This is a genomic window from Micromonospora sp. CA-240977 (genome assembly GCF_050942285.1).
GTDB lineage: Bacteria > Actinomycetota > Actinomycetes > Mycobacteriales > Micromonosporaceae > Micromonospora.
In genome coordinates this window covers 7,129,501-7,143,151 of record NZ_CP192055.1, presented here as the reverse complement: position 1 = coordinate 7,143,151, position 13,651 = coordinate 7,129,501, and the positions used below count along the sequence as shown (strand labels likewise).

Annotated in this window: 11 protein-coding genes; 8 read left to right on the top strand and 3 right to left on the bottom strand. The window is 70.8% G+C overall.

The annotated features are described in order from the left end of the window. Positions 1 to 37 precede the first annotated feature (37 nt). From panD to nadC, 4 genes are all read left to right on the top strand, one after another. Complete coding sequence (panD, locus tag ACQPWW_RS32545) at positions 38 to 466, top strand: aspartate 1-decarboxylase (RefSeq protein WP_433127631.1); 429 nt, start codon at positions 38 to 40, stop codon at positions 464 to 466. Between the two features lie 96 nt (positions 467 to 562). Then, on the top strand, positions 563 to 1,459 hold the full coding sequence (locus ACQPWW_RS32540; protein WP_433127630.1) for a septum formation family protein: 897 nt from the start codon (positions 563 to 565) through the stop codon (positions 1,457 to 1,459). Between the two features lie 98 nt (positions 1,460 to 1,557). Next, the gene (locus tag ACQPWW_RS32535; protein WP_433127629.1) at positions 1,558 to 3,252 is read left to right on the top strand and encodes an L-aspartate oxidase; all 1,695 of its coding nucleotides are present in this window, start codon (positions 1,558 to 1,560) and stop codon (positions 3,250 to 3,252) included. After that, complete coding sequence (gene nadC / locus ACQPWW_RS32530; RefSeq protein ID WP_433127628.1) at positions 3,249 to 4,145, top strand: carboxylating nicotinate-nucleotide diphosphorylase; 897 nt, start codon at positions 3,249 to 3,251, stop codon at positions 4,143 to 4,145. Before ACQPWW_RS32535 ends, nadC begins: the two co-directional genes overlap by 4 nt. 56 nt (positions 4,146 to 4,201) lie before the next feature. Here nadC and ACQPWW_RS32525 read toward each other — a convergent pair whose 3' ends face one another. Then, the gene (locus ACQPWW_RS32525) at positions 4,202 to 5,254 is read right to left on the bottom strand and encodes a hypothetical protein (protein ID WP_433127627.1); all 1,053 of its coding nucleotides are present in this window, start codon (positions 5,252 to 5,254) and stop codon (positions 4,202 to 4,204) included. A 118-nt stretch (positions 5,255 to 5,372) separates the two neighbouring features. Here ACQPWW_RS32525 and ACQPWW_RS32520 point away from each other — a divergent pair, with 118 nt between their 5' ends. Further along, positions 5,373 to 6,131, top strand: coding sequence for a type III pantothenate kinase (locus ACQPWW_RS32520; RefSeq protein WP_355032644.1), 759 nt, complete (start codon positions 5,373 to 5,375; stop codon positions 6,129 to 6,131). Between the two features lie 41 nt (positions 6,132 to 6,172). Here the strand turns inward: ACQPWW_RS32520 and ACQPWW_RS32515 are convergent, their stop codons facing one another. After that, on the bottom strand, positions 6,173 to 6,913 hold the full coding sequence (locus ACQPWW_RS32515; protein ID WP_433127626.1) for a class I SAM-dependent methyltransferase: 741 nt from the start codon (positions 6,911 to 6,913) through the stop codon (positions 6,173 to 6,175). An 89-nt stretch (positions 6,914 to 7,002) separates the two neighbouring features. On the opposite strand from ACQPWW_RS32515, the gene lysS reads away from it, so the two are divergent. The 3 genes from lysS (at position 7,003) to ACQPWW_RS32500 (ending at position 12,020) form a co-directional block, all read left to right on the top strand. Beyond that, positions 7,003 to 8,511 carry a lysine--tRNA ligase gene (gene lysS, locus ACQPWW_RS32510; RefSeq protein WP_433127625.1) on the top strand — a complete coding sequence of 503 codons (1,509 nt, stop codon included), beginning with the start codon at positions 7,003 to 7,005 and terminating at the stop codon, positions 8,509 to 8,511. Between the two features lie 111 nt (positions 8,512 to 8,622). Next, positions 8,623 to 8,967, top strand: a complete 345-nt coding sequence (locus ACQPWW_RS32505) for a histone-like nucleoid-structuring protein Lsr2 (protein ID WP_110563841.1) — start codon at positions 8,623 to 8,625, stop codon at positions 8,965 to 8,967. A 509-nt stretch (positions 8,968 to 9,476) separates the two neighbouring features. Beyond that, positions 9,477 to 12,020, top strand: coding sequence for an ATP-dependent Clp protease ATP-binding subunit (locus ACQPWW_RS32500; RefSeq protein WP_433127624.1), 2,544 nt, complete (start codon positions 9,477 to 9,479; stop codon positions 12,018 to 12,020). Positions 12,021 to 12,732: 712 nt separating this feature from the next. Here the strand turns inward: ACQPWW_RS32500 and ACQPWW_RS32495 are convergent. After that, positions 12,733 to 13,644 carry an A/G-specific adenine glycosylase gene (locus tag ACQPWW_RS32495; protein WP_433127623.1) on the bottom strand — a complete coding sequence of 304 codons (912 nt, stop codon included), beginning with the start codon at positions 13,642 to 13,644 and terminating at the stop codon, positions 12,733 to 12,735. Positions 13,645 to 13,651 lie beyond the last annotated feature (7 nt).

Here is a 13,651-nt window from a genome sequence, read left to right as displayed (position 1 = left end):
CACCACCCTTCACCACCTTCGTTGAAAGGCCACCCCGATGCTGCGGACCATGCTCAAGTCGAAGATCCACCGGGCCACGGTGACCCAGGCCGACCTGCACTACGTCGGTTCGGTGACGGTGGACGAGGACCTGCTCGACGCCGCCGACCTGCTCCCCGGCGAGCAGGTGGCGATCGTGGACATCACCAATGGCGCACGGCTGGAGACGTACGTTATTCCCGGCGTGCGGGGCAGCGGAGTGATCGGCATCAACGGTGCCGCCGCGCACCTGGTGCACCCCGGTGACCTGGTCATCCTGATCTCGTACGGCCAGATGGACGATGCCGAGGCCCGGTCGTACCGGCCGCGGGTGGTGCACGTGGACGCCGACAACCGGGTGATCGAGTTGGGTGCCGACCCGGCCGCTGTGGCACCCGGCACGGCCGGTCACCCGGTGCCCAGCCCGCTGGCCGTGTCCGGAGTCTGATCCCGCGCGAGGCGATTCCGGTCTGTCACCGGAAGGTCATTTCCGGTTACCCTTGGCGCGCTGGCGAAAGCCGGTCGGTGGCTGGGGGAGGCCGCTATGCGCAGTGCCAGGACGACCGTGTTCGCCGCTGCCGTGACGGCGGTGCTGCTGGTGGGCTGCGCCGGGTCCGGTGACCTGGACGGTGACCTGACCGACGACTGGGCGGCGCTGCCGACGCCGTCGGCGTTCACCCCGGCCGCCGGTGTCTGCCAGGCCGCCGACTTCACCGATGTGGTGACCCTGGCCGCCTACGAGCCGGTGGACTGCGCCGGCCCACATCGGCTGGAAACGGTGCATGTGGGGGCGTTTCCCGTCGAACGGGCGAGCGCGCCGGCGGGTGGCTCGGCGGAGTTGCGGGGCGCGTTCACCGAGTGCGACACCCGGGCGACCGGGTACGTGGGCGACGACTGGCGGGCCGGCCGGCTGCGGCTCTCGGTGGCGTTGCCCTCCGGGCCGGGCTGGGCGGCCGGTTCCCGGTGGTTCCGGTGCGATCTCACCGAGCTGACGACTGTCGAGGCCGCGGCCACCGTGGTGGTCCGGTCGGGCAGCCTGCGGGACGCGTTGAAGGGGCCGGCCGGGCTGCGGCTCGGTTGCCAGCAGACCCGCACCGCGGCCGGCGCGGGGGTGCAGACGCTGACCCCGGTGGCGTGCGCGCAACAGCACGACGCCGAGTTCGTCGGGGTGTGGCGCGCGCCGGACATGGCGTACCCGACCCGGGACGCCGACTGGGCGCCGCTGTACAACGGGTGCCGTGGCGTCCTGGGCCGGTACGTGGGCGTGCCGGACGACGTCCACCTGCGCTTTCGCAGCGGGTTGGTGGTCCGGCCCCCGGGTGCGGGGCGCTGGCGGGTCGGTGACCGGGGCGTCCGCTGCTACCTGTGGCTCAGCGACCGTACGGTGACCGCCTCGCTGAAGGGCGCGGGCCCGGCCGGCCTTCCGGTCCGGACGAAGTGACGACGGGCTGACGGCCGGCGCGGCGCGGACGGGGTAGCCCAAAACACTCGTCCCGCCCCCGCCGCCCCGAGCGAGGACGGTTCGGGTTGACTGGGGGGATGGACGTTCCGACAGTCGACCTGCCGGCCCTGCCCGCGTTGCTGGCCGCGCCCGCGCCCGGCTGGGTGGAGACCACCGACGTGATCGTTGTGGGTTCCGGGGTGGCCGGGTTGACCGCGGCGCTGCACCTGCGTGAGGCGGGCCTGCACGTCACGGTGGTCACCAAGGTCAACATCGACGACGGCTCGACGCGGTGGGCGCAGGGCGGCATCGCCGCCGTGCTCGACCCGACGGACACCCCGGCGGCGCACGCCCGCGACACCGAGATCGCCGGGGTCGGGCTCTGCGACCCGGCGGCGGTCCGGGTGCTCGTCGAGGAGGGCCCGACCCGGCTGCGGGAGCTGATGCGCATCGGCGCCGAGTTCGATCGCCACCCGGACGGCTCGTTGATGCTGACCCGCGAGGGCGGGCACCGGGCGGACCGGATCGTGCACGCCGGCGGTGACGCCACCGGCGCGGAGGTGCAGCGCGCGCTGCACGCCGCGGTGCAGCGCGACCCGTGGATCCGACTTGTCGAACACGCCCTGGTCCTGGACCTGCTGCGCGCGCCGGGCGACGGCCCGGACGGGCTCGGCCCGGCCTGCGGAATCACCCTGCACGTGTTGGGCGAGGGCAGCGAGGACGGCGTCGGCGCGCTGCTGGCCCGGGCGGTGGTGCTCGCCACCGGTGGCATGGGGCAGATCTTCGCGGCCACCACCAATCCGGCGGTCTCCACCGGCGACGGGGTGGCGCTGGCGATGCGGGCCGGCGCCGCGGTGACCGACGTGGAGTTCGTCCAGTTCCACCCGACCGCCCTGCTCGCCCCGCCCGGCGCGGGGGTGCCCGGTGCCGGGCACGCGCAGCAGCCGCTGGTCTCCGAGGCGCTGCGCGGCGAGGGCGCGTACCTGGTGGACGCCGACGGCAAGCGGTTCATGGTGGGCCAGCACGAGTTGGCCGAGCTGGCACCCCGGGACGTGGTGGCCAAGGGCATCCACCGGGTGTTGCTGGCCACCGGCGCGGACCACGTCTTCCTCGACGCTCGGCACCTGGGTGGGGACTTCCTGGCCGGCCGGTTCCCCACCATCGTGGCGTCCTGCCTGGCGATCGGGGTGGACCCGGCGACGGACCTGATCCCGGTGTCGCCGGCCGCCCACTACGCCTCCGGCGGTGTCCGCACCGACCTGCGCGGTCGCACCTCGATCCCCGGCCTGTACGCCTGCGGCGAGGTGGCCTGCACGGGGGTGCACGGCGCGAACCGGCTGGCCAGCAACTCGCTGCTGGAAGGTCTGGTCTTCTCCCGGCGGATCGCCGAGGACATCGCGGCCGGCCTGCCCGAGCAGGTTCAGCCGGCGGACACCGGCGCCTGGCGTGGCGGCGCGGGCTGGGTGCTGCCCGCGGCGGCGACGCCGACCCTGCAACGGGCGATGACCCGGGGTGCCGGGGTGCTCCGATCCGCGGCGACGCTTGCCGAGACGGCCGGGACGCTGCGGGAGGTGGGCGTCGCCCGGGGCCGACCCCGGACCGCCGACTGGGAGGCCACCAACCTGCTCACCGTGGCGTCGACGCTGGTTGCCGCCGCGTACGCACGTGGTGAGACCCGGGGTTGCCACTGGCGGGAGGACTTCCCGACGGCCGACGAGCGGTGGCTGGGTCACCTGGTCGGGTCGGTCGGGGCGGAGGGCCGGGTGGGCCAACAGTGGGAGGGGAACTCATGACGGGGTCGACAGAGGCGGCGTTGCGGGCGGCCGGGCTGGATCCGGCGCAGGTGCGGCAGGTGATCGAAGCCGCGCTGGTCGAGGATCTGGGCCCCGACTACCTGGACGTCACGAGCGTGGCCACCATTCCGGCGGAGCAGACCGACACCGCCGACCTGGTGGCCCGCGCGGATGGTGTGCTGGCCGGGATGGCCGTGGCTGCCACCGTGTTCGAGCTGGTGGGCGAGGTGACCGGCTTCGGTCGTACCGTCGAGGTGTCGGTGCTGGCCCGCGACGGCGAGCGGGTGGCCCGCGGTGCGGTGCTGGCGACGGTGACCGGGCCGACCCGGCTGCTGCTGACGGCCGAGCGGACGGCGCTGAACCTGCTCTGCCGGATGTCCGGGGTGGCCACCCACACCCGTGCCTGGGCGGACGCCCTGGCCGGCACGAAGGCGATGGTGCTGGACACCCGCAAGACGACGCCGGGCCTGCGGGCGCTGGAGAAGTACGCGGTGCGCGCCGGCGGGGGCACCAACAAGCGGATGGGCCTCTACGACGTGGCCATGATCAAGGACAACCACAAGCTGGCGGCCGGCGGCATCACGGCGGCGTACCGGCGGGTCCGGGAGGCGTTCCCGGAGGTGCCGGTGCAGGTCGAGGTGACCACCGTCGACGAGGCGGTGGAGGCGGTGGAGGCCGGGGCGGACTTCCTGCTCTGCGACAACATGACGCCGGAGGTGTTGGCCGAGGCGGTGGCCGCCGTGGGTGACCGGGCCGAGCTGGAGGCGACCGGCGGGTTGACCCTGGAGGTGGCGGGCCGGTACGCGGCCACCGGCGTCGACTTCCTCTCGGTGGGGGCGTTGACCCACTCGTCGCCGATCCTGGACATCGCCCTGGACCTGCGGACCGGGTAGCGGGCTCGGGTCGGCGTCTCAGACGGTGGTGAGCGAGCTGGCGGCCAGGTTGAAGATCACCCGGTTCTCGGTGTCCTGCCGGCCATCCAGACCGTATTTGGCGCGGAACAGCTCCAGCACCCGGTTGTAGATCTCCGGCGGCAGCTCGTCGGCCTCACCGATGGCGAAGATCTCGCCGGCCGCCTCGGGCCGGTCCAGCACGGCGGTGAGCCCGGCCAGGCCGTGCCGGGCCCGTTGCGCACCAGGTCGGTGCCGGCGATGTACCAGTCGCCGTCGGAGCGTACGTAGAGCGCGTCGCAGGTTTCCAGATCCCGACCGGCCTGGCGCAGGCAGAGGCGCAGCGTGAGGCAGGCCGCCAGGTCCTCCAGCGGAGCGGTGTCCCAGAGTTCGGCGAACCGGTCGTCGACGAACTCGCCGAGCGGGGTCGAGACGAACGCCTCGATCTGCTGGGTGTCGAAGGTGCTGCCCTGCACCGGGAAGAACGAGATGAAGGCCTTCCCGTCCCAGCGGTACATCTGGACGGAGGGGGCGGCGCTGTAGACCCGGACCTGGAGCCGGGCGCGGGCCGACTCGGGCAACTCCTCGCTGAGCCGCGCGAGGTGCCACAGGTTGTTGAGGATGGCGACCGAGGCGTCCCGCCGGCGCAGCTCCTCGCCGCGCAGCCGGACCGCCGGCGAGTCCGGGTCGAGCAGCAACACCTTGACCACGGCGCCGTTGGCGAGCGCGGAGCGCAACGCGGCGACGAACCGGGCCGCGTACGGACCTTCCAGCATGCTGGTCCAGGTCTCCAGGATGGCCACGATCTCCCGGGACTGGGCGACCCGTTCGATGAGGGCGTCCCGGTCCAGTCGGGGGTGCTCGATGATGCTTACCGTCTGGAGTTCGCGGAAGAGCGGGTTGAGCACCACGTACGTCAGCAGCGTCATGATCAGAGCGGCGCCGATGTTGAGGTAGAGGTCGCCGGCGAAGCTGCCGCTCTCCCGAACGGACGCCCGCCAGGCCTGCACGATCATCCAGATGGCGCCGCCGGCCAACGCCACGAGCACCAGCACGTGTCGCCGACGCCGGCGCAGGGTGTTACGGCCCCGCATCCACCACGTCCCCGACATGTCCGCTCCCCGTCCGGTCGCGCCGTGGATTGATCCATGCTCATGTCGCGATACGACAAGGATACGGTCCGTCGCCCGGTCCGCACCCGCCCGTACGGTCGTTGTCTAGGCTGCGTGCGTGCTGCTCTGCATCGACATCGGAAACACCAACACCGTGCTGGCGACCTTCGACGGCGACAAGCTGGTGCACTCCTGGCGGATCAAGACCGATGCCCGCTCGACGGCGGACGAGTTGGGCCTCATGTTCCGGGGCCTGCTCGCCGGGGACAACGTCGAGATCACCGGTGTGGCCGCCTGCTCGACAGTGCCGGCCGCGCTGCGCTCGCTGCGCACCATGCTCGGTCGCTACTACGCCGACCTGCCGAGCGTGATCGTCGAACCGGGCGTGCGGACCGGGGTGCAGTTGGCGATCGACAATCCGAAGGAGGTGGGCGCCGACCGGGTGGTGAACACCCTGGCCGCGTACGCCCTGTACGGCGGGCCGTCGATCGTTGTGGACTTCGGCACCACCACCAACTTCGACGTGATCAGCGGTCGGGGTGAGTTCCTCGGCGGGGCGTTCGCCCCGGGCATCGAGATCTCCTTCGACGCCCTTGCCGCCCGCGCGGCCCAGCTGCGCAAGGTCGAGGCCACCAAGCCCCGTTCGGTGATCGGCAAGAACACCGTGGAGTGCCTCCAGGCCGGCCTCTACTTCGGGTTCGCCGGGCAGGTGGACCGCATCGTCGAGCGGATGACCGAGGAGTTGGGCGAGGTGAAGGCGGTGATCGCCACCGGCGGCCTGGCGTCCCTGGTGATCAACGAGTGCCGCACCATCACCCACCACGAGCCGATGATCACGTTGATCGGCCTCCGGATGGTCTACGACCGCAACCTGTGAGCCCCGGCCGCCCGCCCGGGGGATGGCCGCCAGGCAGGGCCTCAGTGCCGCCGAGCGCGCAGCACGATCGTGCGGTACGGCAGCTCCACTGTCGCGCGCCCGGCCAGGTCGGGGTGGGTGGCGAAAAGCTCCCGAAGCTGCCTGTCGATCGTCTCCCGCCGCTCGGCCGAGGCGGTGAGCCAGTACGAGCGGGTGTGCAGCATCGCGATCAGCTCGTCCGACGTGAGCGCTGTGTGGTGGGTGAACTCGCCCAGCTCGATCGACCCGAACGCGGGGCCGAAGTCGGTGTACCTCTCGACCACGTTGCCGGCGTTGTCCCCCAGGTGGGCGATCCGGCCCAGTTCGGCGACCCAGCCCACCCGATCGTCCCGAAGGTTCCAGATGGGGGCGAACGTCCCGCCCGGCCGGAGCACCCGCGCGATCTCGGCGTGCGCCAGCTCCCTGTCGAACCAGTGGTACGCCTGCCCCACCACCACGGCGTCCGCGACGCCGTCCGGCAGCGGTAGCGACTCGGCGCCGCCGGCCAGCGAGCGGGTGCCGGGGGTGGCGGCGTCCAGTTGGGCGCGCATCCCGGGGTCCGGCTCCACCGGGGTCACCTGGTGGCCGAGGGCGAGCACCCCCCGGGTGAGGATGCCGGTGCCCGCTCCCAGGTCGACGACCCAGGCGGAGCCGCCCAACCCGTCGAGCGCCCACCGCACGGCCTCGACCGGATAGCGGGGCCGAAACCGGTCGTATTCGGCAGCGGCCGCGCCGAACGAGAGCGCCTGAGTGTGATCCACCATGGCGGGCAGGTTATCCGATAACGACCACCTGAGCGCTTGAGTACGCTCGGCCCTGACCCCCCGTAATCTTCGTGACGAGGAAGCGTGCCGTGAGCGAGCAGAACGCCGTGCCAGTGGACCCCGCCGACGACCTTCCCGAGCAGATGAAGGTCCGCCGGGAGAAGCGGGACCGGATGCTCGCCGAGGGCGTCGAGCCCTACCCTGTCGGCTTTGCCCGGACCACCACCCTGGCGCAGGTCCGGACCCGCTACGCCGACCTGCCGACCGACACCGCGACCGGCGACCAGGTCGCGGTCACCGGTCGCGTGATCTTCGTACGCAACACGGGCAAGCTGTGCTTCGCGACCCTGCGCGACGGCGACGGCACCGAGTTGCAGGCGATGCTCTCCCTGGACCGGGTGGGGCCGGAGCGGCTGGAGGCGTGGAAGCGCCTTGTCGACCTCGGCGACCACGTCGGCGTCACCGGTGAGGTGATCACCAGCCGCCGGGGCGAGTTGTCGGTGCTGGCACAGCAGTGGGAGATGACGGCCAAGGCGCTGCGACCGTTGCCGGTGGCGCACAAGCCGCTCTCCGAGGAGGCCCGTGTCCGGCAGCGTTACGTCGACCTGATCGTCCGGCCGCAGGCGCGCGAGATGGTCCGTACCCGAGCCGCCGCGGTGCGCAGTCTGCGCGATTCACTGCATGGGCAGGGCTTCATCGAGGTGGAAACGCCGATGCTGCAACTGCTGCATGGTGGTGCGGCGGCCCGGCCGTTCGTGACCCACAGCAATGCGTTGAACACCGATCTGTATCTGCGAATCGCGCCGGAACTGTTTCTCAAGCGTGCCGTGGTTGGTGGCGTCGACAGCGTCTTCGAGATCAACCGCAACTTCCGTAATGAGGGTGTCGACTCTTCGCACTCACCCGAGTTCGCGATGCTGGAGACGTACCAGGCGTACGGCGACTACGACACCATGGCTGAGCTGACCCGTAATCTCGTGCAACAGGCGGCGATCGCGGTCAGCGGTTCGATGGTGGTGACCCACGCCGACGGGCGGGAGTTCGACCTGGGTGGCGAGTGGCGCTCGGTGACACTCTTCGGCGTGCTTTCCGAAGCGCTCGGCGAGGAGGTCACGGTCCGCACCGACCGATCCCGCCTGGTCGAGTACGCGGACAAGGTGGGATTGGCGGTAGACCCGAAGTGGGGGCCGGGCAAGCTGGCCGAGGAACTGTTCGAGGAACTGGTCGTCCCCGGCCTGGTGGCGCCCACCTTCGTGCGGGACTACCCGGAGGAAACCAGCCCGCTCACCAGGGCCCACCGCAGTGAGCCCGGGCTGGCCGAGAAGTGGGACCTCTACGTGCTCGGCTTCGAGCTGGGCACCGCGTACTCCGAGCTGGTCGACCCGGTCGTGCAGCGCGAGCGGCTGGTGGCCCAGGCGCAGCTCGCGGCCCGTGGCGACGACGAGGCGATGCGTCTCGACGAGGACTTTCTCCGGGCCATGGAGTACGGAATGCCGCCGGCCGGTGGTATGGGAATGGGAATCGACCGGCTGTTGATGGCCCTGACCGGCCTGGGAATTCGGGAAACGATCCTCTTCCCGTTGGTCCGCCCCGAGTAGTCTCGCCCGGGCTCGCCCACGCCGTAACGGCATCCTATTGACGCGGCAAGCAGTGCGGGGGTTATTGTGCTCTCGTTAGCAGGAGTGCCCTGCTCGAAAGGAATGTGGGACGTGGCCAAGCAGATCATTCACAAGCTGGTCGATGACCTGGACGGCGGGGACGCGGACGAGACCGTCAAGTTCGCCCTCGACGGCGTTCAGTACGAGATCGACCTGTCGAGTGCCAACGCCGCTAAATTGCGCGACGCTTTTGCCTCGTACGTGGGCGCCGGCACCAAGGTCGGCCGGGGCGGCGTGGTGATCGGTGGGCGTGCTGCCCGCGGTCGGGGCGGCGCGACCGCCGATCGGGAACAGAACAAGGCGATCCGGGAGTGGGCCAAGAAGGCCGGCAAGGACATCTCGGACCGGGGTCGTATCCCGCAGGAGATCGTTGACGAGTACCACGCGAAGCGCTGATCCTTCAGCGGTTGGTGGCCAGCCGCCACCGCAGGCGACACCGACGCCGGGCCGGAGTAGTTCTCCGGGCCGGCGTCGCCGTCTCCGGGGTCCGGGCGGAAGCTCAGGGGCCGGGAAGCATTGCGCGCCCGCCGACGTTGTCCACAACCAGTGGAGCAACTATCCACAACCTGTGGACAACCTTCCCCAGGGTCGGAGCGCGGCGGTCGAAGCGACCCCGGTTACCCCTCCGAGGGCTTCCGGAGCGCTTCCGAGGCCCGGATCGGGCTCTGGTGGTGCCAGTCGGATTTCGCTCTGCGCGTAGCGACAGGACTACCGGAACACCTCCTGAGCGCGGACGGTTGTCCAAAACGACGTGGAACCGACCCAGACCAGAGACACACGACCTCAGCTGAGTCGGTCAGCGACGATAGAGTAAGGAGGCACGGACGCCCGTCCCGGACGTTCGTGCACCGGCCCCGCCAAGATCTTGACCATCAAGGCGCACGGCACGTGAGGAGCACGAGGGCATGTTCGAGCGGTTCACCGACCGAGCGCGACGGGTTGTCGTCCTGGCCCAAGAAGAGGCCCGGATGCTCAACCACAACTACATCGGTACGGAACACATCCTGCTGGGCCTGATCCACGAAGGTGAAGGCGTCGCGGCGAAGGCCCTGGAGAGCCTCGGCATCTCCCTGGAGGGCGTCCGCCAGCAGGTCGAGGAGATCATCGGCCAGGGTCAGCAGGCGCCGAGCGGGCACATCCCGTTCACGCCGCGGGCCAAGAAGGTGCTGGAGCTGTCGCTGCGCGAGGCGCTGCAGCTCGGCCACAACTACATCGGCACCGAGCACATCCTGCTCGGGCTGATCCGCGAGGGCGAGGGCGTTGCCGCCCAGGTGCTGGTCAAGCTCGGCGCCGACCTCAACCGGGTCCGCCAGCAGGTGATCCAGCTGCTCTCCGGCTACCAGGGCAAGGAGCCTGCCGCGGCGGGCGCCGCGCCGGGTGAGGCCGCGCCGTCGACCAGCCTGGTGCTGGACCAGTTCGGTCGCAACCTGACTCAGGCCGCCCGCGAGGGCAAGCTCGACCCGGTCATCGGGCGCGAGAAGGAAATCGAGCGGGTCATGCAGGTGCTCTCCCGCCGTACCAAGAACAACCCGGTCCTGATCGGTGAGCCCGGCGTCGGTAAGACCGCCGTGGTGGAGGGGCTTTCCCAGAAGATCATCAAGGGCGAGGTGCCCGAGACTCTCAAGGACAAGCAGCTATACACGCTCGACCTCGGCGCGCTCGTCGCCGGTTCCCGCTACCGCGGTGACTTCGAGGAGCGCCTCAAGAAGGTGCTCAAGGAGATCCGCACCCGCGGCGACATCATCCTGTTCATCGACGAGATCCACACCCTGGTGGGTGCGGGTGCCGCCGAGGGCGCGATCGACGCCGCGAGCATCCTGAAGCCGATGCTGGCCCGTGGTGAGCTGCAGACCATCGGCGCCACCACGCTCGACGAGTACCGCAAGCACCTGGAGAAGGACGCCGCTCTCGAGCGCCGGTTCCAGCCGATCCAGGTGGGTGAGCCGTCGCTGGCGCACACCATCGAGATCCTCAAGGGCCTGCGCGACCGGTACGAGGCGCACCACCGGGTCTCGATCACCGATGCCGCCCTGGTGGCGGCCGCGACGCTTGCCGACCGGTACATCTCCGACCGCTTCCTGCCGGACAAGGCGATCGACCTGATCGACGAGGCCGGTGCCCGGATGCGAATCCGCCGGATGACCGCGCCGCCAGACCTGCGTGACTTCGACGAGCGCATCGCCCAGGTGCGTCGCGACAAGGAGTCCGCGATCGACGCGCAGGACTTCGAGCGCGCCGCCCAGCTGCGCGACAAGGAGAAGCAGCTGCTCGGCCAGAAGGCCCAGCGGGAGAAGGAGTGGAAGGCCGGTGACCTGGACGTCGTCAGCGAGGTTGACGACGAGCAGATCGCCGAGGTGCTCGGCAACTGGACCGGCATCCCGGTCTACAAGCTGACCGAGGAGGAGACCTCGCGCCTGCTGCGCATGGAGGACGAGCTGCACAAGCGCGTCATCGGCCAGGAGGACGCGGTCAAGGCGGTCTCGAAGGCGATCCGGCGTACCCGGGCCGGCCTGAAGGACCCGAAGCGCCCGTCGGGCTCGTTCATCTTCGCCGGTCCGTCCGGTGTCGGTAAGACCGAGCTGTCCAAGGCGCTCGCCGAGTTCCTCTTCGGCAGCGAGGATGCCCTCATCCAGCTGGACATGTCCGAGTTCCACGACCGCTACACGGTCTCCCGGCTCGTGGGTGCCCCTCCCGGCTACGTCGGTTACGACGAGGGCGGGCAGCTGACCGAGAAGGTACGGCGTCGGCCGTTCTCGGTGGTCCTCTTCGACGAGATCGAGAAGGCCCACCCGGACGTCTTCAACACGCTGCTCCAGATCCTCGAGGACGGTCGGCTCACCGACGGTCAGGGTCGGATCGTGGACTTCAAGAACACGGTCATCATCCTGACCACCAACCTGGGCACCCGTGACGTCGCCAAGGCGGTGTCGCTGGGCTTCCAGCAGTCGGAGGACTCCGAGTCCAACTACGACCGGATGAAGCAGAAGGTCAACGACGAGCTCAAGCAGCACTTCCGGCCTGAGTTCCTCAACCGGATCGACGACACCATCGTCTTCCACCAGCTGCGCCAGAGCGAGATCCTCTCGATCGTGGACATCATGATCCAGCGGATCGAGGGCCAGCTGCGCAACAAGGACATGGGTCTGGAGCTGACCGACAACGCCAAGAAGTACCTGGCGGCGAAGGGCTTCGACCCGGTGCTCGGTGCCCGTCCGCTTCGTCGCACGATCCAGCGCGACATCGAGGACAACCTCTCCGAGCGGATCCTGTTCAACGAGCTGACCCCCGGTCAGATCGTTGTGGTGGACTGCGAGGGCGACCCGAACGACATCGACAAGTCCAAGCTCGTCTTCCGAGGCGCGGACAAGCCGGTCGAAGTTCCGGACGCCGTGCCGGCCGACCTGGGTGGCACTGCCGCTGGCACCGCCGCAGCGACCACGGACGAGTAGCACAACCAGCAGCAAGAGGCGGGGCCTCGGTGGCGTGAGCCATCGGGGCCCCGCCTCGTTGCGCTGTCCCATTGGCACGCCACCGCACCCGCCGTGCCGTGCCGTGCCCGCCTTGCACGCGCCCTGTCGTGCCCGCCTCGCACCCGCCGTGCCGGCCGCTCGCACTCGCCGTGGCGTGCCCGCCGCCCGCGCCCTGCCCCTGCCCGCCGTGCCTGCCCTGCTGCGCCCGCACCCGCCCGTGCCCGCATCCGCCCGTGCCTGCACCCGCCCGTGCCCGCATCCGCCCGTGCCTGCCGGTGCCGTACCCACACTCGCCCATGCCCCGTGCCCACCCGTGCGGTGCCCGGCAAGATCCACGCAACATCAGGGAAAGTGCTGCCTCCGGATGGGCTGAGGCAGCACTTTCCCTGATGTTGCGGGCGGGATCGAGGGGCGGGGTGGAGTGAGGGCCGAGGCGAAGCGGCGGGAGTGCGGGGCGGAGTGTCGAGGCCGGGGGGAGGGCTCTGGGGTCGGAGCCGGGCGTCCAGCCCCCAAGATCGCGCAGTATCCAGGATGTAGGGGCATCCGCCGAGCGTGGACACCACTAAATCCAGGATCGAGCACGATCTTGGGGTGCGCGTGGAGGGACCCTGCGCCAGATGCGCGCGATTGGCCGGCGGGGCTGGACGGGACCCGGTGGGGCGAGGGCCCGGTGGGGCGAGGGCCTGGTGGGTCAGATGGTGAGGTCGGCGGTAGGGCGGGACGGGCCGTCGCCGGCGAGGCGGAAGGAGTCGGTGCCGGCCGGTTCGACAAGTCCGTCCTGCACCAGGCCGGCCAGGGCACGGGCGCGCTGCACGTCATCGGTCCAGACCTGGTCCAGCCGTTCGTGTGGCACCGGGCCGGTGGCCTCCCGGAGCGCCGCGAGCAGCAGGCCGCGTACCTGTCGGTCGGTGCCCGCGTACCGCTGGGGTCGGCGGGTTGGTCCGGTTGGCGCCTCCTTGCCGGAGGCCCGCCACGCGCAGATCGACTCGACCGGGCAGGCCGCGCAGCGCGGTGACCGGGCGGTGCAGATGACCGCGCCCAGCTCCATGAACGCGGCGCTGGCCAGCGCCGCCGCGGCCGGTTCCGTCGGGAGTAGCTCTTCGGTGGCGACCAGGTCGGCCGGCCGGGTGACCGGCCCGGCGTCCGGCTCGCCGGCTACCGCCCGGCAGACGACCCGCCGCACGTTGGTGTCGACCACCGGGTGCCGCTGCCCGTACGCGAATGCGGCCACCGCCCGTGCCGTGTAGGTGCCGACTCCCGGCAGGGCCAGCAGCTGCTCCAGGCGGTCCGGCACCCGGCCGCCGTGCCGGTCGACGATCGCGACAGCGCATTCGCGCAGCCGGACCGCCCGGCGGGGGTAACCGAGGCGTCCCCACATCCGGATCGCCTCGGCGGGGGTGTCCGCCGCCAGCGCTGCCGGCTCCGGCCAGCGGGCCAGCCACGCCTGCCAGGCCGGCACCACCCGGACCACTGGTGTCTGTTGGAGCATGACCTCGCTGACCAGGATGGCCCACGGGCTGGTGCCCGGCGCACGCCAGGGGAGGTCACGGGCGTGTTGCTGGAACCATCGGCTGACCTGGGTGGCGAAATCGGGTTGAGTCATGGCGTCG